At 34.1% G+C, this 26947-nt stretch carries 27 protein-coding genes and 1 tRNA gene; 11 read left to right on the forward strand and 17 right to left on the reverse strand.

What is annotated here, in order from left to right:
* Positions 1-205: 205 nt before the first annotated feature.
* The 6 genes from uvrB to OPR42_RS03940 all read right to left on the reverse strand — a co-directional run bounded on the left by uvrB (position 206) and on the right by OPR42_RS03940 (position 7209).
* The gene (gene uvrB / locus OPR42_RS03915; RefSeq protein WP_264682863.1) at positions 206-2140 is read right to left on the reverse strand and encodes an excinuclease ABC subunit UvrB; all 1935 of its coding nucleotides are present in this window, start codon (positions 2138-2140) and stop codon (positions 206-208) included.
* 86 nt (positions 2141-2226) lie between these two features.
* Positions 2227-2988, reverse strand: a complete 762-nt coding sequence (locus OPR42_RS03920) for a cytochrome c1 (protein ID WP_265041879.1) — start codon at positions 2986-2988, stop codon at positions 2227-2229.
* Positions 2988-4214 carry a cytochrome b gene (locus OPR42_RS03925; protein WP_264376047.1) on the reverse strand — a complete coding sequence of 409 codons (1227 nt, stop codon included), beginning with the start codon at positions 4212-4214 and terminating at the stop codon, positions 2988-2990. The genes OPR42_RS03920 and OPR42_RS03925 overlap by 1 nt, the downstream gene beginning before the upstream one ends.
* Positions 4215-4336: 122 nt before the next feature.
* Entirely contained in the window at positions 4337-5509 is a 1173-nt protein-coding gene (locus OPR42_RS03930; protein ID WP_265041880.1) for an ankyrin repeat domain-containing protein, read from the reverse strand.
* 259 nt (positions 5510-5768) lie between these two features.
* Positions 5769-6866 (reverse strand): ankyrin repeat domain-containing protein, encoded by a 1098-nt coding sequence (locus OPR42_RS03935; protein ID WP_265041881.1) that lies wholly within the window; start codon positions 6864-6866, stop codon positions 5769-5771.
* 91 nt (positions 6867-6957) lie between these two features.
* Entirely contained in the window at positions 6958-7209 is a 252-nt protein-coding gene (locus OPR42_RS03940; protein WP_236607909.1) for a DnaJ domain-containing protein, read from the reverse strand.
* Between the two features lie 169 nt (positions 7210-7378).
* On the opposite strand from OPR42_RS03940, the gene OPR42_RS03945 reads away from it, so the two are divergent.
* Together OPR42_RS03945 and hisS are read left to right on the forward strand one after the other, a co-directional pair.
* On the forward strand, positions 7379-7951 hold the full coding sequence (locus OPR42_RS03945; protein WP_265041882.1) for a NifU family protein: 573 nt from the start codon (positions 7379-7381) through the stop codon (positions 7949-7951).
* Positions 7948-9171 carry a histidine--tRNA ligase gene (hisS, locus tag OPR42_RS03950; RefSeq protein WP_265041883.1) on the forward strand — a complete coding sequence of 408 codons (1224 nt, stop codon included), beginning with the start codon at positions 7948-7950 and terminating at the stop codon, positions 9169-9171. Before OPR42_RS03945 ends, hisS begins: the two co-directional genes overlap by 4 nt.
* Here the strand turns inward: hisS and surE are convergent.
* Together surE and OPR42_RS03960 are read right to left on the reverse strand one after the other, a co-directional pair.
* Entirely contained in the window at positions 9168-9938 is a 771-nt protein-coding gene (surE, locus tag OPR42_RS03955; RefSeq protein WP_265022967.1) for a 5'/3'-nucleotidase SurE, read from the reverse strand. The two genes, hisS and surE, sit on opposite strands and share 4 nt — an antisense overlap.
* 210 nt (positions 9939-10148) lie before the next feature.
* Positions 10149-11324, reverse strand: coding sequence for a hypothetical protein (locus OPR42_RS03960; RefSeq protein WP_265041884.1), 1176 nt, complete (start codon positions 11322-11324; stop codon positions 10149-10151).
* Positions 11325-11700: 376 nt separating this feature from the next.
* Between OPR42_RS03960 and OPR42_RS03965 the strand changes: the two genes are divergently transcribed.
* Entirely contained in the window at positions 11701-12975 is a 1275-nt protein-coding gene (locus tag OPR42_RS03965) for an APC family permease (protein ID WP_265041885.1), read from the forward strand.
* Between the two features lie 70 nt (positions 12976-13045).
* On the forward strand, positions 13046-14332 hold the full coding sequence (locus tag OPR42_RS03970; RefSeq protein ID WP_265030774.1) for an APC family permease: 1287 nt from the start codon (positions 13046-13048) through the stop codon (positions 14330-14332).
* A 28-nt stretch (positions 14333-14360) separates the two neighbouring features.
* On the opposite strand, the gene OPR42_RS03975 is transcribed toward OPR42_RS03970, so the two are convergent.
* Positions 14361-14786, reverse strand: coding sequence for a hypothetical protein (locus tag OPR42_RS03975; protein WP_264375113.1), 426 nt, complete (start codon positions 14784-14786; stop codon positions 14361-14363).
* A gap of 138 nt (positions 14787-14924) precedes the next feature.
* Here OPR42_RS03975 and OPR42_RS03980 point away from each other — a divergent pair, with 138 nt between their 5' ends.
* Complete coding sequence (locus tag OPR42_RS03980; protein WP_265030776.1) at positions 14925-15947, forward strand: aspartate-semialdehyde dehydrogenase; 1023 nt, start codon at positions 14925-14927, stop codon at positions 15945-15947.
* Position 15948: 1 nt separating this feature from the next.
* Here OPR42_RS03980 and OPR42_RS03985 read toward each other — a convergent pair whose 3' ends face one another.
* Positions 15949-17025, reverse strand: coding sequence for a 5-(carboxyamino)imidazole ribonucleotide synthase (locus OPR42_RS03985; protein WP_264375254.1), 1077 nt, complete (start codon positions 17023-17025; stop codon positions 15949-15951).
* A gap of 106 nt (positions 17026-17131) precedes the next feature.
* Between OPR42_RS03985 and apaG the strand changes: the two genes are divergently transcribed.
* Positions 17132-17536 (forward strand): Co2+/Mg2+ efflux protein ApaG, encoded by a 405-nt coding sequence (gene apaG / locus OPR42_RS03990; RefSeq protein WP_010402892.1) that lies wholly within the window; start codon positions 17132-17134, stop codon positions 17534-17536.
* A gap of 218 nt (positions 17537-17754) precedes the next feature.
* Here apaG and OPR42_RS03995 read toward each other — a convergent pair whose 3' ends face one another.
* Positions 17755-19353, reverse strand: a complete 1599-nt coding sequence (locus tag OPR42_RS03995) for an ABC transporter permease (RefSeq protein WP_265041886.1) — start codon at positions 19351-19353, stop codon at positions 17755-17757.
* Positions 19354-19483: 130 nt separating this feature from the next.
* Here OPR42_RS03995 and trhO point away from each other — a divergent pair, with 130 nt between their 5' ends.
* Complete coding sequence (gene trhO, locus OPR42_RS04000) at positions 19484-20329, forward strand: oxygen-dependent tRNA uridine(34) hydroxylase TrhO (RefSeq protein WP_264376631.1); 846 nt, start codon at positions 19484-19486, stop codon at positions 20327-20329.
* Here trhO and OPR42_RS04005 read toward each other — a convergent pair.
* Complete coding sequence (locus OPR42_RS04005) at positions 20326-20742, reverse strand: hypothetical protein (RefSeq protein WP_265041887.1); 417 nt, start codon at positions 20740-20742, stop codon at positions 20326-20328. The genes trhO and OPR42_RS04005 overlap by 4 nt on opposite strands.
* 137 nt (positions 20743-20879) lie before the next feature.
* Here OPR42_RS04005 and OPR42_RS04010 point away from each other — a divergent pair, with 137 nt between their 5' ends.
* Positions 20880-21038 carry a type II toxin-antitoxin system RelE family toxin gene (locus tag OPR42_RS04010; protein WP_019236727.1) on the forward strand — a complete coding sequence of 53 codons (159 nt, stop codon included), beginning with the start codon at positions 20880-20882 and terminating at the stop codon, positions 21036-21038.
* Positions 21039-21317: 279 nt separating this feature from the next.
* Here OPR42_RS04010 and OPR42_RS04015 read toward each other — a convergent pair whose 3' ends face one another.
* Positions 21318-21593 carry a type II toxin-antitoxin system RelE family toxin gene (locus OPR42_RS04015; RefSeq protein WP_064085396.1) on the reverse strand — a complete coding sequence of 92 codons (276 nt, stop codon included), beginning with the start codon at positions 21591-21593 and terminating at the stop codon, positions 21318-21320.
* A complete protein-coding gene (locus OPR42_RS04020; protein WP_254229392.1) occupies positions 21584-21799 on the reverse strand; it encodes a hypothetical protein in 216 nt (71 codons plus the stop codon). Before OPR42_RS04020 ends, OPR42_RS04015 begins: the two co-directional genes overlap by 10 nt.
* Before the next feature lie 147 nt (positions 21800-21946).
* Here OPR42_RS04020 and OPR42_RS04025 point away from each other — a divergent pair, with 147 nt between their 5' ends.
* The 3 genes from OPR42_RS04025 (at position 21947) to OPR42_RS04035 (ending at position 23135) form a co-directional block, all read left to right on the forward strand.
* Positions 21947-22243, forward strand: a complete 297-nt coding sequence (locus OPR42_RS04025) for a hypothetical protein (RefSeq protein WP_265041888.1) — start codon at positions 21947-21949, stop codon at positions 22241-22243.
* Between the two features lie 140 nt (positions 22244-22383).
* Positions 22384-22761, forward strand: a complete 378-nt coding sequence (locus OPR42_RS04030) for a hypothetical protein (RefSeq protein ID WP_265041889.1) — start codon at positions 22384-22386, stop codon at positions 22759-22761.
* A 131-nt stretch (positions 22762-22892) separates the two neighbouring features.
* Positions 22893-23135: a hypothetical protein gene (locus OPR42_RS04035; protein ID WP_265041890.1), complete on the forward strand. Its 243-nt coding sequence runs from the start codon at positions 22893-22895 to the stop codon at positions 23133-23135.
* 381 nt (positions 23136-23516) lie between these two features.
* Here the strand turns inward: OPR42_RS04035 and OPR42_RS04040 are convergent.
* The 3 genes from OPR42_RS04040 to OPR42_RS04050 form a co-directional block, all read right to left on the reverse strand.
* Positions 23517-23603 (reverse strand) — tRNA-Ser (locus OPR42_RS04040).
* A 31-nt stretch (positions 23604-23634) separates the two neighbouring features.
* On the reverse strand, positions 23635-24477 hold the full coding sequence (locus OPR42_RS04045) for a DUF2163 domain-containing protein (protein ID WP_458694389.1): 843 nt from the start codon (positions 24475-24477) through the stop codon (positions 23635-23637).
* Between the two features lie 329 nt (positions 24478-24806).
* Positions 24807-26849, reverse strand: a complete 2043-nt coding sequence (locus tag OPR42_RS04050) for a WD0745 family porin (RefSeq protein WP_265041892.1) — start codon at positions 26847-26849, stop codon at positions 24807-24809.
* Positions 26850-26947: the final 98 nt, after the last annotated feature.

A 26947-nucleotide genomic window follows, 5' to 3' on the forward strand; every position in this document is an offset into this window, starting at 1 on the left:
AACAAATTTGTTGTGAGATTTAATTTGTTAGAGTCTGTACATAATCTCAAGAAAGGAATAAATTCAACAATCATCATCTATAAGATAAAGGTGAAAATTTGAAATTATCATGAACTGGCTCATTTTTCTGCCACTCGAATGATGTTCTTTCAATTGTTGGTAAATCAAAGTCAGTTTAGCTATTAATTATTCATCTTTTTTCTAATTATGCAGTGGATCTATTATTAAACCTTTCAATAATACTTTTTATTTTTGCTGCCTCTTCAAACTCTAAATTTTCAGCATGCTTCAACATTTGCTTTTTCAAACTGTTTAGATCATCCTTATTAAAATTCTCAACTACCACTTTTTCCTGTAGAGTATTTGATATAGGCTTTATTATAGTTTTTGGTACAATATTATGCAGTGTATTATGCTCTGTCTGTTTCTTTCTTCTCCTTTCAGTTTCTTTCAGTGCACGATCCATAGAATTAGTAATTTTGTCTGCATATAAAATTACTCTGCCTTCAACATTTCGTGCAGCACGACCTATCGTTTGAATGAGCGAAGTCTCTGATCGTAAAAACCCTTCTTTGTCAGCATCTAAAATTGCAACCAATCCACACTCGGGAATATCAAGACCTTCCCGCAATAAGTTAACGCCAACAAGAACATCTATTTCTTTCGATCTTAATTTGCATATAATTTCAATTCTCTCCAGTGCACCAATATCTGAATGTAGGTAAGTTACTTTCATACTGAGCTCACTCATATGCTCAGCTAGTTTTTCAGCCATTTTTTTTGTCAATGTGGTAATTAGAATACAAAACCCTTTTTTTATCGTCACTTGTGCCTCATGAATCACATCATCAACCTGACTCCCTGTTGGTTTTATGATGCAGATGGGATCTGTCAGTCCTGTTGGGCGGATAACTTGCTCTATAAATGCGTGATTAGTCTTTTCTAATTCATATTTTCCTGGAGTAGCCGAAACGTAAATAGTCTGTGGCCGTATTGCCTCCCACTCTTCCAATTTTAATGGACGGTTATCAAAAGCAGAAGGTAGCCTAAAACCATAATCTATCAATTTCTTTTTACGTGCTTCATTACCGCTATACATTGCACCTATCTGGGGAACGGTTACATGGCTTTCATCAACAAATAAAATTACATCTTTAGGTAAATACTCAAACAATGTAGGTGGTGGATCTCCGGCTTTCATTCCGTAAAGATAACGCGAATAATTTTCAATACCTTTACACACTCCCGTTGCCATCATCATTTCAATATCAAAATTAGTACGCTGCTCAAGGCGTTTTGCTTCAACAATTTTGTTCTGTGAATAGTAATAATCCAGGCGTTCATGTAGTTCTTTTTTAATCAATTGAACTGCTTGCAAAAGAGTCTCACGTGATGTAGTGTAATAGCTATTTGGAAAAATGGTGACTGTATCTATGCGTCTGATAATATTGCTGTTCATGGCATCAATCTCAGAAATTTCCTCTATTTCATCACCAAACAATGATAAACGCCAAGCTTTATTTTCATAATAGGCAGGAAATATATCAATAATATCGCCGCGCACTCTGAAATATCCTCGCTCAAATCTGACATCAGAACGTTTATATTGGAGATTAACTAAATTATTCAGAAAGTCATTAACATGAATCTTATCTCCAGCACTTAAAGTCAAGGTCATGCTGAGATAGCTCTCAGGCGAACCAAGACCATATATACAAGAAACACTCGCAACTACAATCGTGTCCCTACGCTCCAAAAGAGAGCATATAGCAGAATAGCGTAGCATATCAATTCTTTCATTTATTAAAGAGTCTTTTTCAATATAAGTGTCTGTTTGTGGTGAATAAGCCTCAGGCTGATAATAATCATAATAAGAAATGAAGTATCCAACAGCATTGTGAGGGAAAAATCCTCTCATCTCCTCGTAAAGCTGCGCCGCTAAAGTTTTATTATGTGCCATAATTAACGCAGGCCTGTTTGTTCTTGCAATAACATTTGCCATAGTAAAAGTTTTTCCAGAGCCAGTTACTCCAAGTAAAACCTGATCTCTTTTTTTGTTATTTAGTCCTTCAACTAAACTATCTATTGCTTGTGGTTGATCCCCAGCTGGCTGAAAATTTGTAACTATTTGAAATGCCATAATCCCTATACTTTCATAATATATTTATCATTACATAATACACATGATATTATGAGTAAGGTATAAAAACGAGCGTAAATGAAGTTCTATTTTCCTTTTTTATAGAGTTGGCTCCAAACTCTATTGTTAGTGAGAACAAAAAATACCGTCAAAATTATAAAATATGTCACTATTTTTAGCCCAAGTTTATGTCGGCGCTCCAGTTCTGGCTCTGCTGCCCATTGTAAGAAATTTACCACATCATATGCCATATTTTCAACTGTGGCTTGCCTTGTACCATCATATTCTACCATTCCTTCAGAGAGTGGTGGTGCCATAGCTAACCTGCCTGTTGAAAAATATGGATTAAAATATAAACCGTTCTCATCATGTTCACCGTTTTGATAACCAATTAGTAGTGAATAGACATAATTTGCACCATCATGTCTTGCTTTGACAATTAATGATAAGTCCGGTGGAATTGCTCCATTGTTGCTTGCTGCAGCTGCTTCTTTTGTATCAAAAGGTGCAATAAAATAATCCGAAGACACTCCCGGCCTATCAAACATTTCACCCAAATCATTCGGACCATCTTTAACTTGGTAAGAGGCTGCAATTTGTTTTACATCCTCTTCAGAAAAACCAACATCTTGCAAATTACGAAACGCTATTCTATTCATTGAATGGCAAGCAGCACATACTTCCTTGTATACTTTATAGCCACGCTGAATTGACTCTCTATCGAAAGATCCAGTAATTCCATCAAAACTCCAGTCGATTTTCTTATTTGGTAAAGGTTTAAACTCCTCTGCAGACAAAGAATTAGTGAGAAGTAATATACAAAATACAGCAACTTTAACCAACAGCATCACTTCATCTCCGGAACGGAATCGCTTATTGTTTTTGGTAATTTTTTTGGTTTCTCATACTTACTAAGTAAAGGTAAAACTATCACAAAATATGAAAAATAATAAAGAGTTGAGAGCCTACTTAAAGTAATGTAAGGCTCCTTAACTTCTTGTCCCCCAAGCCAGGCAAGAAATGCAAAATTTATTGCAAAAACCCAAAAAAATTTCTTAAATAATGGGCGATAAGCACCACTTTTAACCTTTGATTTATCAAGCCAAGGCAAAAGAAACCACACTAAAATAGATCCAAACATGGTAAGTACACCAATAAGTTTATTTGGAATTGAACGCAGCATCGCATAAAAAGGTAAGAAATACCACTCTGGCACTATATGTACTGGAGTTACCATAGGATCAGCCTCTATATAATTATCAGGATGCCCAAGATAATTAGGGGCATAAAAAACAAATGCAAATAAAATTATAAAAAATAAACCAAAAGTTATGCAGTCCTTTGCTATATAGTAAGGATAAAAAGGAATGGTATCCTTATCTGACCTGACTTCTATTCCACTTGGATTATTAGAGCCAAACCTATGCAGAGCAACAACATGCAACATAGCTAAAGCGATAATAATGAAAGGCATAAGATAATGCAGCGCAAAAAAACGATTGAGCGTTGGATTATCAACAGAGAAACTTCCCCATAGCCATATAACTATTTTATCACCAATTAAAGGTATAGCCGAGAATAAATTAGTTATAACTGTTGCACCCCAAAAACTCATTTGTCCCCATGGAAGAACATATCCCATAAAGGCAGTTGCCATCATTGCAAAAAATATAAATATGCCAATAAACCATACCATTTCTCGCGGTCTCTTATAAGATCCGTAATATAATCCACGCATGATATGAACATAGACCACCATAAAGAAGAGCGACGCCCCAACAGCATGAGTATAACGTATCAGCCATCCATAACTTACGTCACGCATTATACGCTCCACACTATTAAATGCATGATCAACATGCGGAGTGTAGTGCATGGCAAGAAATATACCTGTTATTATTTGTAAAATCAGCGCTATACCAGCTAAAGAACCAAAATTCCAAGCATAATTTAAATTTTTTGGTACTTGATAAGAAGCAGTATGTTTTAGAAAAGAAAATATAGGCAGTCTATACTCTATCCAACCTAATATACCTTTTTCTTCTATTATTTCTTTTTTGCTATCATCTTCCATAACTTAAAGCTTTGTCATCTTAACTCATTGTATTGTAACAATTTAACGCTAATAAACAATAAAAAGTTTAAGTTTAAAGAGTAGATTTCACAAAAACAAGCACTCAAATTTGAGTGCTTGTTTTAAAGGGACTTTTGATGACATACACCTTTAGATATTGTTGAATTGCTTAATGAACTTCGAGGACATTGATAAAGTTTTTCACACTTACTGAGTGCCGTCTCGAATTTTTTTTCTATAATGTCAAGTTCTCTTTCTTTATTTTTTTCTGCTGTCAAAGGTGAATCGTCTAGTTGCCTAAAATGTTGTTTTCTTGTGAACTTACTTATTGCTAAAGCAGTTAGCAGAACTGTTCCATTACAATCAATTTGTGAAGAACCAATAGGACTTCCAGTTAAACGTGCAACAGATTGCTGTACAGTAGGTAAAGCAGGAGCGCTGCTGAATAAGCAACTGATGGTGGTAGTCATCCAACTAAATATACTATTAATAAAAGAAGAAGGTTTTACTGCATTGCTTGCAGTGCTGCTAACTTCTTCAAAATTTTCTCTGATAAGAGTGAAGGAAGAATTCACTGTTCTATTTGCCAAGTCTGTGGTATTACTAACTTCCAATTCTATCTTGATTGCTTTGGTAGGGAATAATGAAAGATTCGCTGCACTACTTACAGAATCTGTGGCGTCATTAGCGTCTAACCCTACCTTAACACCTGCTTTTATAGAAGTTAATTTTGCTTCACAATCGTCTTCAGTAGCACTGCTCAATACAGATTCTATCTCTTGAATTTTACTATTGCTATTACATCTATCTTTTCTATAACCTCCAACAACATCTAATGCTGTTTTGCCGTACTGACTTTGAATACTAGCATCAGCACCTCTACAGAGTAGGAGTTTTACCATATCTAAATGACAATGGTTAAATGCTAAGTACAAAGGTGTAAAGCCTTTATAATTTGTAGCATTGATGTTAGCATCACGATCAAGTAAAAACTGTGCTATTTCTAGTTTGCCATTAATAGCAGCAATGTGTAAGGGAGTACTCAAATATCGACTGCTAATAGTAGTATTAACATCAGCACCACTGTCACACAAAAACTGCAATACCTTTAAGTTACCTATGTAAGTAGCAGAATGCATAGGCTTCATACTATATTTTTCATTATTCAAAATCTCATTTTTTATGTGTCTATGTTCTGCCTCTTCAATATATTCTTTAACTTTCTCAAAATCATCTCTGTTTATAGCAGAAAATAATTTTTTTCTCAGGCTCTCAATTATTTCTTGTCTTTCCATCAAATACCTCCTAAAAGACAACGTTCCCGGCTTCATATCACACAATTTAGTATGTGCAAGTGAAATTTACAGAGAAAAAATTTCAATAGTTAAAAATTAGGTCTTCATCAATCTATCACTTTAACTTTCGTACAAGACATGCTGAGCTTCCTTATTCAAATTTTTTTGCTCTTAATAAGAAGCAATATGCTTTAGAAAAGGAAATAAGGGATAAGTTTTGTAAATAAGCACTCGAATTCGAGTGCTTATTTTAACTGATTTAGAGGGACTTTTGATGCATACCTTTAGATATCGTTAAATTGCTTAATGAACTTTCAGGATGTTGATAAAGTTTTTCACACTTACTAAGTGCTGTCTCGAAGTTTTTTTCTATAGTGTTAAGCCTTCTTTCTCTAATTTCTTGTATTGTGAGAAGTGAATCTTCTAGTGGCCTTGAGTATTTTTTCTCTGTGAACTTTCTGATCATTACATCAGTTAGTAGAGCTGTTGAATTAAAATCAACTTGTGAAGAACCAATTGGGCTACCAGCCAAGTGATCAACAGATTGTTGTGCAGGAAGTAAAGTAGGAGCACTGCTGAATAAGCCATTGAGTGTGGCAGTGGTTACCCAACTAAATATACTATTAATAAAAGAAAAAGGTTTTACTGCACTGCTTGGTGCAGGATCTGGAGTATCACCAGCTTCCAATCCTATCTTAGTATTTGCCCTGGTGGAGGCTGAGAAAGGGTTCGCTGTACTACTTGCTGCATCTGGAGTATCACCAGCTTCTAATTCTAACTTAGTATTTATTCTAGCAGAAAGTAATAGTTCTGTACAATTATTTTTATGAAATCTTAACACAGCTAAGAATATTTTTTTTATGTCACAGCCATCACTGCAAAGACTTTCATAACCTGGAATAACCTCAAATGCTATTTTGCCATTTGTACTTCTAATATTAATATCAATATTATTATCAAGCAGAACTTTTGCTATATCTAATCGACACTGATAAAGTGCTAAGTGTAAAGCTGTAAAATTTTGCATTCCTTGAAAGCTAGTGTTGCCGTGAATACAATCAAATACAACTTTCTCCATATCATATGTTACAACAATGGATACGGAAGGAACAATGCACGCATCACTCACAGCATTAACACGAGCACCATTGTTAATCAAAAACTGCAATATCTTTGAGTTAGCTCTGTAAGTAGCAAAATGTATAGGTGACATGCCATATTGCTTACCATTAATAATATCATTTTGTACACCTTTAATCTTTGCCTTTCTAACACATCTTTTAACTTTCTCAAAATCAAGTTTGTTTATAGCAATAAACAATTTATTCCTTAACTCTTCTATTCTGTATTTTCGCATCAAATACCTCCTATAAGACAATGCCCTTGGCTTTGTATCACATGATTTAGTATTTACAAGTAAAATTTACAGAGAAAACAATAGTTAAAAATTAGGTCTTTAGCAATCTATCACGTGCTGCGTTTAACTTTTGTGCAAAATATTCCGAGCCTCCCTTGTCTGGATGGACCAGTTTCATTAAATTTTGGTATGCCTTATTGATTTCATTTTGGCTTGCCTCGGAATTCAGCCCCAGTATTTTTAATGCTTCATCTTTGGACATATTATCACCAGTGTAATTTTTGGTGTAACTTTTACTGCTGTTAAATTCGTTCAAAAACTTACTTAATATAGAGTTCATCATAAAACTTATGTTATTTCTCTTTGCCAAAAAGAGAAAAAATACAACAACGCTAGGTAAAACAAACGTGATTATTGTGAATATCAAAAAAAGGAAGAAGATGAATGACATGTATATTTTTTTATCATTTTATGATTAAATAGTAACAATTATAATTGTCATGGTAAATAACATGTTTATCCAGATTGAAGAAACACCAAACCCAAACACGCTGAAATTTCTTCCTGGTTTTGAAATTCTGAGCGAAGGAGAAACAGCTGATTTTTCAAATGCAGATGAAATAAAGAACTCCAAACTAGCAGTAAATCTTTTTCAAATAGAACATGTTGTAAGAGTATTTTTTGGGCATGATTTTATTTCGGTAACAAAATCAGATAGAATGAATTGGGATATAGTAAAGGTGGAAATTTTAACTACAATTATGGATCACTTTACTTCTGGTGGAAAAGCATTTGATAAAGAAGGAGTAAGTGATAATAAAATGCTAGAGGAAGAATTCTTTAATGAAAATGATATAGAAATTGTAAATAGAATAAAAGAATTGATGGAAAGTTATATTAAACCTGCAGTTGCTCAAGATGGTGGTGATATCAAGTTCCGTGGCTATAAAGACGGAATAGTTTACGTTGAACTGCAAGGAGCTTGCTCTGGGTGCCCAAGTGCTGCAATTACCTTAAAACAAGGAGTGCAGAATATGCTGAGCTACCACATACCAGAGGTTGCAGGTATAGAGACCACACTATGACTAATCAAACAGCTAGAGGAACAAAAGATCTCCTGTTTGATGAATGGTACAAGTTTAAACACATAGAACAAACAGCAAGCAGAATCTCAAGTTTATACGGCTTTTTACCTGTTCAAACTCCGATATTTGAATACACAGAAGTCTTTACAAAGACTTTAGGTGATAGCTCAGATATTATCACTAAAGAGATGTATACTTTTATTGATAAAGGGGGAAAGAGCATAACTCTGCGTCCTGAGTTCACTGCAGCTATTGTTAGGTTACTCATTGAAAAAAAACTGCAAACGCCGATAAAATTATTTTCAATAGGGCCTGCATTTCGCTATGAAAGACCGCAAAAGGGAAGACAAAGGCAATTTCATCAGATAAATTTTGAGGTTTTTGGCATAGAAGATCCAAAAGCTGATATTGAATTGATATCACTCGCTCAGCACTTACTAACTGAATTTGGCATCAATAAAAATGTAAAGCTGGAAATCAACTCTCTGGGTGATAGTGAAACAACAAGTAAGTATAGAGAAGCTTTGATATCGTATTTAAAAAAGTTTCAAAATGACCTATCAGAAGATAGTCAAAATAGATTGATTAAAAACCCACTCAGAATATTAGACTCTAAGGATAAGACAGATAAAGAAATAATCTCTGACGCACCAAAAATCAGTGATTATTATACAAAAGAATCTTCATATTTCTTTGACCAGGTGTTAAATGGACTCCAAGCTCTTGGCATACCTTACACTGTAAATAGCAAATTAGTTCGAGGTCTAGACTATTATTGTCACACAGTATTTGAATTTGTCACAGAAGATTTAGGTGCACAAGGAGCAGTTTTTGCCGGTGGAAGATACGATAATCTAGTATCTTCAGTAGGTGGAAAACACACTCCAGCGATAGGATTTGCAGGAGGTATTGAACGCATAATGGAATTAATCAACTATGCTGAAAAAAAAGAGAGGCCTATTTATATAATTCCAATCGGTGGAGAAGCTGAAGAACATGCTCTAACACTTGCAAGTGAATTACGCAGAAATGGTTTATATGTGATTTACGAATATAGTGGAACTCTAAAAACCCGAATGAAAAAAGCAAATCAAGCAAATGCAAAAGTTGTATTAATCTTTGGTGATGAAGAGCTAAGCAGTAAAACTTTAAAAATTAAAAATATGGACACGGGTGAAGAAAAAATGATTGCTCGCGATAAAACCGTAGAAAATATCTAATCAGAAGCAATAGGAGTGTTAGCTATAGAAGAAAATTCCTCTGCACAAGAATTTTTCATAGCATTTAATATATCATAATCTGTAAAATCTAATTTTATCGGTGTAATAGTAATAAAACCTCCTTTTATTTTATCTACACTACCACTGCCTGAGTGTTCCCGAGACCAATTTAAGCTCAAAGAACCATTTAAGTTTTCAGTAAAAGTTAAATCACCATCAATGTTATATTCACCTTGTTCAGCAAATTCGACCCCTTTGACTTTTTCTGTAGCAGGAAAATTTATACTCATCACTATATCTTTAGGCCAACCAACTTTCATTAGCTTGCTGATAACCTTTGGTGCAAAAACTTTTGTATTGTTCCAGTCTATTTTATCATGATAAACTTGGCTCAGCGCAATAGAAGGTATAGATCTTGCAGCACCTTCCATTGCAGCACCGATTGTGCCTGAATAACAAATATCATCTCCAACATTTGATCCAATATTTACTCCAGATAATATTAAGTCTGGTTTTTTATTCATAATTTTATTTAACGCGATAATGACACAATCTGCGGGAGTACCAGACACACTAAACTCCCTTTCACTATGTTGACTTATTTTAATAAATTGCTTTACTGGATAGTCAAGAGACCTTGCAGCTCCACTCCTATCAGTATCTGGTGCCACTATCCATACTTCCGATGCAAAATTGTGTGCAATTTCTTTAAGTAGTCTTATTCCTTCACTTTCAAAGCCATCATCATTTGTTATCAATATTATCATATGCAGTACTCGACTATCAAAGTATACTGATGAGGTTTTAAGTTTCTTTGCATAACTATGAACTGTAACAAAGAACCTGCTACGAATCAATAAGGAAAAATTAGAGAGTGACCAGTTTGCTATCCTTTAGCTTGCTGTGAGTTAATCGTAAGTACCAATTTTTAGCTTCACACCTAACTCACAATCAAAGCTTAGGCAAGTCTCAGAGCTTTAAGCAGCAGAGAATCTTGTATGCCCTGCAAAAAATGCTTTCATCTTTTCAAAATAAGTAGATGGTTTTTCAGGGATTTCTATATTATCTATTACAGCATTTACTGCTTCCTTGATATCCTCATCTGTAATTAGTTCTTTCAATTTCTGCTTTATAGGACCCCTTCCAACTTCTTGGCCATATCTATTATAGTAATCGACATACAACTTATTAAAGACAAATTGCTTTGCCTCTTCCATCAACTTACCCATACTATCTTTTACTTCAGGATCCATACCATTCTCAGAGTAGAAATTGTTAAAATTATTCTTTAAAATCTTCATCTTTTTGCTTTCATAATGGTTGAGAAACTCTTCCGTAATGCTTGGCATTCTTTCGTATACTTGAGCATTTACCTCAACTGTAAAGTTATTTTTTGCTTCAAGGCAACTAAGCGAATAAATAATACGATTAAACATTCCAAGATGACATGCACCACTTCCTTCTTGTAAACGCATGAGTAACATGCATTTTAGTAAATCTACATCTAACTTTTGATCCTTGGCTGCAGCTAAAACTAAGTTTGCAGCTTGTGTTAGCGTTAATTCAGTTCTTGATTCTCTATAAGTTGCTCCATTGGAACCATTAAAATTAAGATAAAGTTTTAATTGCTCTTTTTGCTCAGTTTTCAGCTCATCTGAATTATTTATGTAATCTTCAAAGTCTTTATTGAGTACATTTGATTGATTCCCAAATTTCTGCTTTAAATCTTGAGCGCATTCTAGAATGCTATACTCAAAACTACTCGTATGGACGCTCTGACCACCAGTGCCTACATCGCTTATATTAAACAAAAAGCTAAGTTGCTTTACACTCAAACCCAAAGGTGAGAAAAGCTTTACCAATGGATACTTTATTAATTCAAGAAGTGCTACTGGAATTAGCAGTATATAATTTAACAATAATAAACCGAAATTGAATATAAAAAATCTACGTAGAGCTGATACCTTTGATGCAATGTACAAAAATGGAAGCTGTAGGTAATATATTAGATGTATATTAAAGAATAAGATTTTGTCCTTTAATTTTATTGTTGGATCTTTGTAAACCTCAAATAACATGCTATTACTATCAATGTTGTCGTTTTTAAATGAGTTATAGTTGTTTATGATTTTGTCTTGTAAAGGAAGGAGCATTTTATTCAAACAAATAAATGCAGCGATAACAATAAAACCTGTAGCAAAAAATGCTAGTACAGGGCTAGAGGTACTTGTAGATAAGTAGGTGTAAAGATTACTAATTAAATCATTACAAGGGCGAACTAGAATTGGATCAAGGATATAGTTAATAAGAAGACTTAAATAATAATAAATGGCAAGTGATAATAAAATAAAAGCACAAGTAATCAGGAGTTTTTTTAACCTTGGATTCATAAACCACCTCTTAATAATTTATTAATATACTTCTCATTATATGCTTAAATTAAAAAAAAATGCAAATTAAAAAGATCAATTGAAATTTTCGAGCTTCAGCTATATTGTTAATATATTCAGATAAAAATTAAACATTGTCGTGTCAAATAAAATAGGCTTTTTGGCTATTTTCGCCTTGGTGATCAGTAGCCAAATCGGCTCTGGAATTTTTATGCTCCCAATTAGCCTTGCACCATACGGCGCTTATAGCCTCATAAGCTGGGTTATATCAGGATTTGGTGCTATATCTCTAGCTTTGGTTTTTGCTTCACTCTGCGCAAAGTTTCCAGAAACGGGGGGACCACACATTTATGTGAAACATGCTTTTGGTTCTACAGCAGCTTTTTTTGTTGGTTGGACATATTGGGTAAGTTCGTGGGTTAGCTCAACTGCTGTAACGATTGCAAGTATCGGTTATTTAGCTCCACTTTTTCATAATGATATACAAGATATACGTTTGCTTTTAGAAATAATATTAATTTTAGCTATTATGCTAATAAACTTAAGAGGAGTAACTACTGCTGGCCGTGTTGAGCTTCTGCTGACCATTGTTAAAATTATTGCACTTCTCGCAATACCTATCGCAGGGTTGTTTTTCTTTGATAAAAATAATTTTATTGTAAGCGAGGAAGTATCAAACTTTACAATATCACAAACTCTTGCTCGTTCTACACTCCTTACTTTATGGTGTTTTATTGGGCTTGAATCAGCAACAGCACCTGCAGGATCTGTCAATAATCCCTCTAAAACAATACCAAGGGCTATAGTGCTTGGAACAGTCTGTGTTGCTGTGATATATTTCATCAATAGTCTTTCAATTATGGGATTGATAAGTGGTAATGACCTAGCTAGTTCAAAAGCACCATATGTTGATGCGATAAAAATTATGTTTCCAGGTAATTGGCATTTAATTATTTCTGTTGTTGCCTTTATCGTTTCTGTAAGTAATTTAAATGCTTGGTTTTTAGCTGATGGACAGGTCACCTTAGGCCTTGCAAAAGACAAGTTAATGCCGCAATTTTTTGGCAAAAAAAATAAGCATGATGCTCCATTATGGGGAATAATACTCAGTACTTTGGGGGTGTTAGTTTTACTTATCCTAACGTCAAACAAAAGTTTTGCTGAGCAAGTAACTTCAATAATTGATATCTCTGTGGTGTCATTTTTGTTTATCTACTTAGCATGTAGCCTTGCTTTTCTCAAAGTTAATATACAAGACAAAAGCTACTGCAAATTTTTAATTGGAGGTGTGGCTGTATCTTTTTGCTGTTGGGTAATATACGAGACTTCTATAAAAACATTGTTAATATCAAGTCTATTCCCTTTAAGCGGAACACTTATTTATCTACTTTGGTATCATAAACTAAAAACTTAACTTAAATTTTTTATTTGCTAAAATTCTTAAGCTATACTACTGGCTTACATTAATAGAATTAAGAGGTATTGTGTCAAATAAAATAGGTTTTTGGGCTGTTTTTGCTTTAGTCATTAGTAGTCAGATCGGCTCTGGGGTTTTTATGCTTCCAATTAGCCTTGCTCCATATGGCGCTTATAGCCTTATAAGTTGGATGATATCAGGAGCTGGTGCTGTGTCTCTTGCGCTAGTTTTTGCTACGCTATGTGCAAAGTTTCCAGAAACAGGAGGTCCTCACGTTTATGTGAAACATACTTTTGGTCCTGCTGCAGCGTTCTTTGTTGGTTGGACATATTGGGTAATCTCATGGGTTAGTACAACAGCTTTAATAGTTGTGGGTGTTGGCTATCTTACACCATTTTTCCATGAAGATATCAAAAGTATGCGTTTATTTTTAGAGCTGTTGTTATTTACAATCATTACATTAATAAATTTAAGGGGAATAGCCACTGCAGGGCGCGTTGAGTTTCTGCTCACGGTTGTGAAGGTTGCTGTATTGCTTGCAATACCTGTAGCAGCGTTGTTTTTTTTCGATAGAAATAATTTTATCATAAGTGAAGAAATATTAAGTCTTACAACATCGCAAATTCTTGCCCGCTCTACACTCCTTACTTTATGGTGTTTTATTGGACTTGAATTGGCAACAGCACCTGCAGGGTCAGTTGATAATCCAGCTAAAACTATACCAAAAGCTGTGGTGCTTGGCACAGTTTGTGTTGCTGTTATATATTTTATCAACAATTTTGCAATTATGGGATTGATCAATGGCAACAATTTAGCAAGTTCAAGAGCACCATATGTTGATGCGATAAAAATTATGTTTTCTGGTAATTGGCATTTAATTGTTTCTATAGTTGCATTCATTTTTTGTGTTGGCAGTCTAAACGCTTGGGTTTTATCTAGTGGACAAGTTGCTTTTGGTCTTGCAGAAGATAGACTAATGCCAAAATTCTTTGCTAAAAGGAACAAGCATGGCTCTCCTTTTTGGGGAATAACAGTTAGTTCAATTGGAACTGCAATTTTACTAATTCTCACTTCAAACAACAATTTTGCCCAGCAGATTACGTCGATTATTGACTTTTCTGTAATTTCATTTTTGTTCGTTTATCTTGCGTGCTGTTTTGCCTTTCTAAAGGTTATTATACAGGAGAGGAGTTGTTATAAGCTTTTAATTGGTAGCATAGCAACAACCTTTTGTTGTTGGGTGATATTAGAAACCCCTGTAGGTACTCTGCTGACTTCGAGCCTGTTCACTGCAAGTGGCATACCCATTTATTTATTTTGGTACTGCAAAACTTCTGTGCAACAAATTCAGTAGTGAGAGATACACTTTAAATGGTTAATATTTATGGGCCAAGATTTTTTTTCTCTTTATCTACTTGTTCAATATTACCATTCTCAAGTTTGCTACCTACTTCTTCTGTGCGTTTATTATCTATGTAGATCTCATTTTTTGCTTTATTAGAAAGACCTATTTGCGATTGCAGTTTTTTATACTCTTCTTTTTCAGGCGTGAAAATTTTCACTAAAGATCTTCCTATTATTGGTATTGAACTTAAAAAATCTCTTAATCCAAAAGATTCTTGCTTCTTGTTTGAAAGATGCTGGTCTATCTTAGAAATTTTCACACCATACTTTTTATCATCAAAATTTATCGCTGGCTTGCTTTTTTTCGAAAGAACATTTTGAATCTCTAATCTATTGATTTTTTCAGGCTTTTGAAATGCAGATACTGCAGGTTTGACCTTAGTGTCATCATGTTTTTTACTCATTTCATTCTACCATGTAATATTACTAGTGTCTTATAATTATAACTAAATTATGGTTAATTGCAAGGTAAAAATATTAAAGTAATTGTAAATTTTATCAGTAAAAATATAATATAGCTTTAAAATCAGAGGTTTATTTATATGGGATGTAAGATTGCAGTTATTGGAGCAACAGGAAGAGTAGGATATGAGGTATTGACCATGCTTGCTGAGTTTCAAAAAGAGGGAAAATTTTCGATAGATTCTGTTGTTGCTTTTGCATCGAAAAAATCAAAGGGAAAAAAGGTGAGTTTTGGTGACAAAGAGTTAACAGTTTTATGCCTTGAGGATTATGACTTCGTTGGAACTAATATAGCCATTTTCTGTGCAGAATCTCATGTTTCTGAGAGATACGTACCAATTGCAACTGAGGCTGGGTGCGTTGTGATAGATAACACTTCCTATTTTAGGATGAAAGAAGGCGTGCCACTAGTTATTCCAGAGATCAACAAAGATAAAATTACGGAATATAAAAACCATAACATAATATCTAATCCAAACTGTACTACAATACAAATGTTGCTGGCATTACATTTATTACACAAAAAAGCAAAAATAAAGAGAATCGTTGCTTCAACTTATCAATCAACTTCTGGTGTAGGTAAAGCAGCAATGGATGAGCTTTACAATCAGACAAAAAAAATCTTTATGAATGAAGCTAAAAAACCTGAAATATTTCCTAAGCAAATAGCATTTAATTGCATTCCTCATATAGGAGAGTTCATGGAAGATGGTTCTACAAAAGAGGAGTGGAAAATGCAAGAGGAGACAAAAAAAATTTTAGAAGAGGATATAAAAGTAACTGCAACTTGTGTCCGAGTACCTGTTCTTGTTGGTCATGCTATAGCAGTAAATGTAGAATTTGATCAGCATATAACTGAAGAAGAAGCTCGTGAAATGCTCAGTGAAGACGATGGAGTTTTAGTGAAAGATAAGCGCGAAGATGGTGGATATATGACTCAGATTGATGTTGTGCAAGAGGATGCCGTATACATATCGCGTATTAGACAAGACGATACCGTTAAACACGGATTAAATATGTGGATAGTAGCTGATAATCTACGCAAAGGTGCAGCACTAAATATAGTGCAGATCTTGGAGATCTTGATCAAAGAGCATTTATAGCTCAATAACTTAAATCTATATTGACATGTCCCATTTTACGCTTGTCCCTAACCTCTTTTTTCCCATATATGGTTAAACTAGCTCTTTCGTTGCTCAAATATTTGTGAGAATTATATATATCATTACCTATTATATTTTTTGTCATGCAAGGAAAGCGTAATACTACTTCCTGCATAGGTAATCCGCATATTACCCTCACCAGCTGCTCGAATTGACTAACGTTGCATGCATCCAAGCTCCAGTGGCAAGAATTGTGGGGTCTTGGGGCCAGTTCATTAACTAGTAATTCATGATTTTGAGTGATGAAAAATTCAATAGCTAGAATTCCTACTACATCAAGCGCAGTTGCTATTTTCTTTGCAGTTTTTTGTACCTCTTGGGCTAATTTATTATCTATTTTAGCTGGTGCTATTGAAGTATTAAGTATTCCGTCAACGTGGTGATTCTCTGCTATAGGAAAAAAAGCTACTTTACCGTTTTTATTTCTTGCAACGACTATTGAAACCTCTTTCAGTAAATCAACACTTGCTTCAAGAATGTACTCTTTATTCCAATCGAAGGAAGCAAATTGCTTCAGTTCAGAATCATTTTCAATCACATATTGTCCTTTTCCATCATAACCCATTTCTGTTGTTTTTAGCCTCACTGGATAGCTAAAAGTTTCACTACTTTCTAGTAGCTGATTATAATTTTGTATACTTTTGTAATCAGCAGTTTTTATGCTTAAATCTCTAATAAAATCTTTCTCTCTCAGCCTATTTTGCGAAATGTGTAACGCCTTTTTGCCTGGATAAAAATCTGCGTGCAGCGACACAATATCAATTGCACTACATGGAATATTTTCAGACTCAATAGTGACTAAATCCACACTCTGTGCAAAAGATTCAAGTGCCCTCTTATCACAGAAGTCTGCTATTGTTAAATCATCAGCAACAGAACAAGCTGGATCGTTTTTAGCACTGGCAAAAATATGCGTTTTGTGCCCAAGTTTTATTGCAGCGATAGCAGTCATTTTACCTAATTGCCCACTTCCTATTATTCCTATCACTTTTTTATCCAGTGGATCTGTTTTGTTCATCATGTAGATTAATATTTCCTAGTTAGAGTACGATAATATGCTTGGAAAATCTATGAAAAAAGTGTATAATTGAAGTGTGTTAAATTTTTATCATGAACACTTTACGATGACCATGAAATACACACTTATTACTAATTCTGTTGAAGTTACAGTTTTGCCAATTTACATTGAAGAGCAATCCATTCCTTATGAAAATTGTTACGTATGGATGTATAATGTTAAGATAAAAAATAAAAGCTCATCAACCATTCAATTATTAAGTCGCTATTGGCGAATAATAGATCATAAGGGCAAAATAAATGAAATTGCTGGAGTTGGTGTTATTGGAGAACAACCTGTAATAAAATCTGGAGAGGTATTCAAATATACAAGTGGAACATACTTAAATACACCATCAGGAATAATGCAGGGTAAATATGAATTTCTGAACGAAGAGAGCATAAAAACCTTTGATGTTATGGTACCACCCTTTTCCTTAGATAGTCCATACGTTAACACTAGACCTCATTGATCATCAAGATAGTGTATTTGTTTAAGTGCATCTGAAACCAGTGCTTCTTGTTTTGTCATTTGAGCTTCCATAATGTCATCCGAGTAGCTGATACTGAGATCCAACTAAGTTGATAAACACGAAAGCACTGACCATTTGCTTCTATAGTTGTCTTTTTTCGTCTATCTTATTTTGTTACTCTCTTATTTTGTTACTCTGCTGAACAGATGCAAAATAGTTTATTTTTGATTCTTATCATCAAGTGTGAATAAGATTATTGTAGAGGTTAAACCTATAATAACTATCATTAACGAAAATGGGGCAGCTTCTCTGTAACGCTCATCGCTGACAAGTTCATATACTCTAGTTGATATAGTTTCAAAATTAAATGGTCTGATAATTAGTGTTGCCGTGAGTTCTTTTACCGTATCCATAAACACGAGCAGAAATCCCGATAGTATGCTTTTCTTGATAAGGGGAATATGAATATTCAGGCACGTGGAAATAGGCCCATGACCCATAGTATATGCAGTCCATTCAATTTCATTTGGTGTTTTTTTGAGTCCCGACTCTATCGCCTTGAAAGATATAGCAAAAAAACGAAATAAATATGAGTAAACTAATGCGCCAATAGTTCCTACCAAGCTAATTTCTACAATATATTGAGTAATTAAAGAAGATATTCTGCTTAAAAACATTATTATGCTAATTGCAATAATTGCATTTGGAATTGCATATCCAAGAGAAATTAGACGTGCTACGTTGCTTATTACCTTGTTTCTACGCGCTGTATATCCAATAATTATTGCAATGCTGATCGAGATTAGCGCGGTAATAAATGATAAACCAACACTATTTGCTATTATATTATAGAATCTTGCTTCGTATATGAAAAAGCCTTTCTCTATGCTCCAATATATAAGTGGAATCATTGGTAAAATAAAGCCTATTAATATCGGCAATAAACACATAAGATAAGAAAAGATCAACGATATAGAACCGTTTATACTACGTTTATTGTGATAATCTGCATTAGTATTGATTGAAGAGTAAGATATTTCTCTTTTTTGTAGTTTTTTCTCGATAACTATTAGTGTTGCAACGAAAATCAGTTCTGCAACTGCCAAAACAGTAGTTGAATATTTGTCATGCAATAAAAACCAAGTACGGTATATTCCTGTCGTGAAAGTATCGATAGCAAGAAACTGTGGTGTGCCGAAATCTGTAATTACTTCCATTAGTACCAAGGATAACCCAGCTATAATTGATGGACGTATGGAGGGTATGATGACAGAAAACAGACTCTGTAATGAGGAGAACCCAAGTGTTGATGCAATAGTGACTGAGTTACTAACGCTCTTTAGACTTGAGCGGACCAACATATAAACGTATGGATATAGACTAAATCCCATTACTAATATTCCACCACCTAGGGATTTGATCTCGGGAAACCAATAGTCACCTTTGCCCAATTGAAAAGTATCTCTTAACAAGCTCTGAATCGGACCTGAAAACTCTAGCGTATTTACATAAACAAACGATACTATATATCCAGGAATTGATATCGGAAAGAATAAGGCAATCTCAAAAATTCTACTTCCGGGAAACGAAAAAAATGTAGTAAGCCAAGCTGGAATTACTCCAAATATAAAGGATATTAACCCTACTCCTACCATCAAAATTAACGTATTGAGTATATATTCAGGAAAAAGTCTACTAATTACCCATCCAGAGTTTGCTGATTCTGTAAATAGAATCGATATTAACGATAGTATAGGGCAGACAAATAATACACTTACTAAAAACAAGAATATATTTTTAAATACTCTCAGAAACATTAACTTGAATCTATATTTGATATTAAAATGTTATATGCAAAAACTAAAGATATCCAGTAATTAACAGCCGTCCTATTGAATATCTTCATAATTTTATATATTATGTTTTAAATCGATAAACTAATTAATTATGAGTTTTGTCATTGCAACTTTCTATCATTTTGTAAAACTCTCTAATTATTATGACATGAAAGATGAAATAAAAGTTGCATGCGACAATGTCGAATTAAAGGGTACTATACTCCTTGCAGAAGAGGGAATTAATGCAACCGTATCTGGTGAAAGAAACGCGATTGATAAAATATTCGATTTTCTACGTTCTGATTATAGACTAAGGGACCTTACATGGAAAGAGAGTGCAGCAGAATATCAACCATTTAGTAAGATGAAAGTGAGATTAAAAAGAGAAATTGTGAATCTTGGTGTAAGTAATCTCGATACTTCCGTTAGAGGTCAGTACATTGATCCAGATTATTGGGATGATTTTATCTCTCAACCTGATGTTTTAGTGATAGACACACGAAATGATTACGAAGTAAAACTAGGCAAGTTTAAAAATGCAATCAATCCACATACTCAGCGTTTTCGAGATTTTCCTCAGTGGGCAGAGTCTTTCTCTGAGAGTAAAGATCTGAAAGTGGCTATGTACTGCACTGGTGGAATCAGATGTGAGAAATCTACAGCATATATGAAAAGCCTTGGATTTAAAGATGTTTACCATCTTAAAGGCGGTATTCTTTCCTATCTTGAAAAAACTGGTAATAAAAGTGGTAATTGGGAAGGCGAGTGTTTTGTTTTTGATGATAGAGTTGCTGTTGATCACTCACTCGCCCCAAGTGATAAAATAAAATGCATATTCTGCTCAAGTAAAGTTTCAACTGATGAGCTGAAATCAGTTCCACGTGGCCAGGTAGTTTGCTCTGATTGTAAATCTTTAAGTATTGAAAGAAAGCTAGAATTCAATACGAACCTCTAAGAAAATCTGCTTATTGCACACTTACTAACCTCAATTTTATCAAGACATTTACCTACTACATAGCTCGCTCCAGCTCCAAGTAACGCACCAACTATAGCAAATGCAATCAACACTACACCAGAACCGCCAATAAGAGCTAAAGTGTCTTGCCATAAACAACATGCTGCAACTAGACCAGCAACTAAACCAATTCCTACACCTATGCACCTAAGTTTCATGTTATTACTAATATTGTAACCTCTTCTATGCTTTAGGCTATGACTAGTATTGTTACTTATCCAATCAAAGATTTTGACATTTGGGTTTTTGTCCATAAAATCGATAAGCTCACCTATTGTTTTGTTACGCAAACTATCTAAAAATATAACTTTATCTTCTACATATTGTTCAAATACATTTTTTTTACGTGTCATTTATTTTTCCATACTATTAGAATATGTTTTTACTACACTGCACATCTTAACAATTGGTAAATTCCCATACAAGAATAAGTAGATAATCTTACCACTATAGGTGGGACTAAAGCGCTATAAGATTAAATTCCTGAAAAATGTTGGTAAGAAGAGCTTTTCCAAAAACAATAAAGTTAAGAGTTGAAGAGATAGTAAAAGAGCGACTTACAGTTAATCCAATTGATTTTGGTGAATCGTTTTGTTACAAACTCAAAGGATACAGAAGACTGAGAACTGGCGATTATCGTATCATGTAAATGCTGCAAAGTATGAAGTGTTTCAATAAAACACAGAAAAGACATTTATGAATCCTAGATTAATATCCTTCCAGTATTAACTTACTGTAACCTTTCCGGTTGATCCACTGCGATTCTTTGCAACGTTTATCTCTAATCCGTTATTAGCATCGATTTTATAGTCTGTAGAATAGTAAAATTATAGGGGTATAGTCAAAAAATGAGTTATTTTTGAGCTGAGCAAAGCCGCCTAAGGTGAAGAGGAAGAAGGGCTGTATAATGTATATTTAATGTTTATATTTATTTTTTATAAATATCACATCTATGTCCTATCTCTGTGATAGTTACTATTTGTTCTAATTGATTTACTCTATAAATTATACGGTATTCACCAACTCTTAGTCTTCTATGTCCTTTTAGGTTATGATGTAATGGTTCACCGAGGTTTATTGGATCAACTGTAAGACGTTCTTTTATAGCCTTTTGGATTCTTAACCTTATTGTTTTTTGAAGGTTTGGTAAATCTCTCTCAACAACACTTTTGAGAGACTTAACTTTATAATGCTCTAATCCCACTTAATATCTTCAAAATCGACTGTTTCTGCACCTTCAACATCACGCTCATCAGAAATTTTAGACACTAAAAAGTCTTCAATTTCAAGCTCGATTGCTTCTTTAAGTAGTTTTTCTGCTAATGCTTGAGCAGGTTGCTTAGTAAGTTCAGATAATTCAGCAAGATGCTGTAAAGTTTCTTTACTGAAAGCTATATTAGCGTTTGCCATAAGTTTTACCAAATTCTACTACTCTATAATTATACAACATTTTTCTGAAATTTTCAATAAAGAAAGCGAAATAATTATATCAGTATTAATATAATATTAATACTGATATGTTAATATTATGTTAGTTTTTTAATTAAGGAGAATATTATGATAGGAAATCTTACAAAGTTTAAAGATGTTAAGTTCAATGCTCCAGAGGAGTCAGATGATCAATCAACACAATATGGAGTTAATCCAGGTCGCTACAATTGCCACAGAGAGTGTGAAAAAAGCTGGGGTAGTTTGGCTCGTGCAATTTGCAAACAAAACTGTAATTATTATTATAAAGAATTTGGCGCTCCTGAACATACCCCACAAGAGTCGGCATCTACTGTCATAAGTAATACATTACAAAATATAGGAGATAATTTCCATGCTCTTGCAGATTCATTGTCTGTTTTGTAGCAGATAAAGTTTAATATCAAAAAAGTGTGAGGCTTCTTTTGTCTTCCGAAATTTTCAATAAAAGCAATCATACTATTGTTAATATAGTATTAATGCTTATATGTTATAACTATGTTAATTTTTTAATTAAGGAGAATGTTATGGTATCTAATTTACAAAGAGGTATTGTTGCTACAAATTCAGGAAGGTGGGGAGATAATATATTCAAAGCTCCAGAACAAGAGTTGAAGGATCAATTAATACAACATGGAGTAACACGGGTACATCTGGGAGAAGTACTGAACCATGATCCATTTGATGGACATTACTGGTGCCATAGAAAGTGTGAAAGTGACTACACTAAATGGTACGAAGGACTCGATAAATCTATGTGCAAGGCCAGATGCAATAGACAATATCAAGCTCCAGAGAAATCTCAGAGTTCTGAATATCCTTCACAAGCTAGTGACATAAAGAGTACATTAGAAAATATTGGAGATAGTTTCTATACTCTCGCAGATTCATTTTCTGTTCTGTAGCAGATACAGTAAAAAGCGTGAGGCTTCTCTTGTTTTCCGGAATTTTCAATAAAAGTAATTATACTATTATTAATATAATATTAATGCTTATATGTTAAAATTATATTAGTTTTTTAATTAAGGAGAATATTATGAGTTTTTGTTATGATTATGTTAAGCAATTAAGAGAATGTATTAATTCGGGAAGATCAGATTGTGTTAAAGTTAATAAGCATCATGATTGTCACAGATGCTGTGAAAGGGCTACTGATAGTCCTGCGTGGAAAGCACTGTGCAAAAGAGATTGTAATTACGAGTATGCATCATTTAGTGATACAAAGGATACACCAGAAGATATTTCCTATTATTCTGCAGATTCATTTTCTGTTCTGTAGAAGGTACAGGTTTAATATCGAAAAAGTGTGAGGCTTCTCTTTTCTCCCGGAATTTTCAATAAAGAATTATATTGACAGATTATGACAGGTTGAGTATATACGGGTATTAGCTTTTGCTGAGGTTAGGGAGAAATGACACAGACTAAGTATAGTATTGCAAGATATTGTTAGGAATAGGGAAGGTATGCTGGCTACTGGATGTATTTCTATGATAACAACTACTCTTCGTCATCAAAAATCAAGAAGGCTCTGCAACTTGATAACTCTATTCTTTTATTGACGTAGATGACTCTGAAAAATTGCGGAGCTGAAGTGCTAATGCTATATGGTTATTACGTTCAAGAACAAAACGGAAAATCCTATTATACTAGAAATAATGTGCGGAAAAGGGGGGATTCGAACCCCCGACATATTTTCATATGTGCACGCTTTCCAAGCGTGTGCTTTAGACCGCTCAGCCACCTTTCCATACTTATTCATAATATTAAAAATTATGCTGCTAAACAACTGGTATATATGGTTCGCCACGGAAATTCACAGTATTGTTAAACTTGTTTTTGCACGTTAAAAACGCTTTATCACAACCTGCAAGTATCGAATATTTATCTCCGGTAGAAATTTGATATGGAGGAGAAGCAAATAATGTAACTACTTTATTTTTGTATTCTTTAACTACAACTTCAAATGTTGCTGAACTAAACACTCCGTGCTTATAATATCCATCGCTTTCGATTAAATTAGTGTCTTCAAATCTTCTTTCATCTATCACTTTAGTAATTGTGCTCATTCTACTAAACTTTTTAGCATCAGCTTTACATCTATCATCGCAAAATTGTGCCCTGCATACAGGAGAATATAGCTCTGTTATGCTTCTCTCAAGCTTTGTCGCAAGACCTCTAATTTCAGCGATAAACCTCCCACTATTTAATGTTACTTTACCAAAAGTTCCTGCATGCAAATTCATAATTCCCTGACTCAAATCTTTATAATTCACAAGAAATATTTCAATATTTGCAAAGTCATGCCTTCCTGATAAAACATCTTTTTCTTTAATATCAGCACTATTTAATATTCCTTCAATTTCTAGATTATCAGTTCTCAAATCGCTATTTAATATTATACTGCTGGCTATAAAACCGCTTGAAGATTTATAGAGTATATTATTGAGATTTAAATCTTTATCATAGTCAGTGAATCCCATTACCTCCCCACTTACAAGTGTTAATTTCCAGCAAGTAGCGATGGTAAGTAATTCTCCAGTTAAATGGTTTTTTAGTTTGGTTTGCATACTGCTTAATTGATTGAATTTGAAAACGTTCGATAGGTAAGGGATTATATCCATTATCTGAGTAGCCATAGGGTGTCATGCCAGCGCCCAGACATTGGCATCCAGTTAAATTTACGAGTATAGAAGTAATGTTAAAATACAACGTTTCTGATGATGATGGAAAAATGGATCCCAGTGTCAAGCACTGGGATGACACCATCTACTATGCAAATTGCCACAATTTTCGTACAGCTGTGACTGGTATGACATTACTTATTGTGTGAATAAAATAAATACTCGTAGAGTTTGTTACGCACTGGCTTATGTTTATTTGATCGATGAGTAAATGCTAACAGATAAGACACACACCACATTCAAGTTGTGGTGTGTATTACTAGAACAAATTAGAAAGAAAACTTCACACCAGTGAGGAGAAGAATTCCTTGGTTAGAAGGTACATCAGCATTATTTTTACCTTTCAGCGCACCTTTTTCATCAGTCATAAAATAATGTAAGGCTGCATAAGGAACAAACTTGCTCTTATTGCAAGAAGATAGATCATACTGAACACCAAGTGCAACATCATGAAGCATATCTTTATCATTCATTGTACTGCCAAAGTATGTCAAGCTTGTATAAACATTCTCATATTGATAACCAGCACCTGCAGTCCAATACATGGTGTCCTTGTCATTAAATTGCTTTAAGCCATTTTTTCTAGCAATATCAGTAGTCTCTTTATATTCTTTTGAAGCAGGGTCGAGTTCCTTGATAATCTTCGGTTGACCAGATTTGCCTAAATATGCAAAAGAAGCAGCGAATTTTATATTTTGACCTTCATCAATCTTATAATCAGCGCTTACACCCAAATTAACACCCATCAGGTCATTGTACTCTACAAATTCCTTATAAAGATGCTTATCTTTACTCGGTTGCTTTGAAACCCCATATTCACCAACTACGGAAGTTTTAACTTTTACATTATGTTTACTAAAGTCATATTCATATGACGCACCAGCACTTATTATATGCTGGTAATCTGGTCCAACATGTCTTAACGTTTCCTCATTCTTTACCCCTGTTACCTTATTACTTGAATCTTTGAGGAAATCTGGAGCTATTTCTTTTACAACGGATAAACCACTATCGTAGCGAGGTGAGTAGCTAAGACCAAATCTTGCACCCATATAATTCGGCGAGTAGTAAGCAGCTCTAAATGGCAATGTGGTCATAACCTCTTTGTTGTATTTTCCTGCCATACGGAAGGAGAGTTTTTCGCTCTCGCTCGAGAAGCTTTCAGTGTAAAGACGTGGTGTTACGTAAAATGGGAAGTTTGCAGCACTTCCTTCTAAGTTTACTTTTCTGAACCAGTCACTATCTGCAGCTCCATCAACAGTTGCAATTCTTGTTGCATCAAGTCTCATCAGAGACTCAGGACCAAACTGATAGCCAAGTTTCAGATCACCATATTGTGAATTTAAGAATACATGCGCACTTCTACCTCTTGCAGCATTCACGCCTTGTGAAGCTCCTTTACCTTCAGTAACTGGAACATGGAATTGTACATCGGCACCATAACGAAGACCAATATCCTCATTTTTATTTTCAGCTCTTAAGTGCAATATTGCATCTGAAATCATGCCCATGTTTTCACTGTAATCACCAATATTCCCTATCCCTTTAGGAAATATTGGATTTGCTCCTTTTATACTATCTGGAGTATTGTTAAAATAATCTGTAGATTTACCTGGCATAACATTATAATGGTTATAGCCACTTAGCCCATGGTTACCATAACCTTGAGAATCAACAACGCCACCGAAAGTTATTCTTAAACCATCCCCTTGATTGGTATTGATAATATCAATACCACCAACTGAAACAACAGGACTTGCCTTACCTTTTTCCTCTGTATTGCTGTTAACAACTTTTACATCCTTTTTTATATCTTTAGCTTCAATTTTAGCATTCTTAGTTTTAGAACCCTTAATTTTTGACTTTTCTACATTAGAATTTTTAGTGCTTAGAGCTTTCGCCTTTGAATCCTCTATAAGCTTTGCTTTTTTCTCTTTTGCTAGCCTAATTTCATCTTTTTTCTTTTGTTTTGCTACTAATTTTAACTCTTCTTTTTTCTTCTTTTGTTCAGTTGCTAATTTTAACTCCTCTTTTTTCTTCTGCTCAGCTGCTAATCTTAGTTCTTCTTTTTTCTTAAGCTCCTCAGCTTTTTTTCTTGGATCAGCATTACATATCCTGTCCATTTTTTCTTTTAGTTTCTTATTTGACGTCTTCATCACTTCCATCTTTCCAGAAGTTTTGATTGACTCGTTACTCTCTTGCTTTTTTACTTCCTTCATACTCTCGTCAGAAAAGTCAGCAGCAAAGCCACTGAAAGAACATAAAGTCAATAGAGAAGCTAGAGCAGTTCTAGTATAAATAGATTTTTTCATGAAGTGCCCCCAAAAAATTTTAAAATCATAACATAAATAGTATAAAGGTGTTGAAAATCCAACTTAAAGCAACCTTATAGCGAAAATAAAAGTAAAAT

Source organism: Wolbachia endosymbiont (group B) of Melanostoma mellinum, from assembly GCF_947251465.1.
In the GTDB taxonomy this organism is placed as follows: Bacteria; Pseudomonadota; Alphaproteobacteria; order Rickettsiales; family Anaplasmataceae; genus Wolbachia.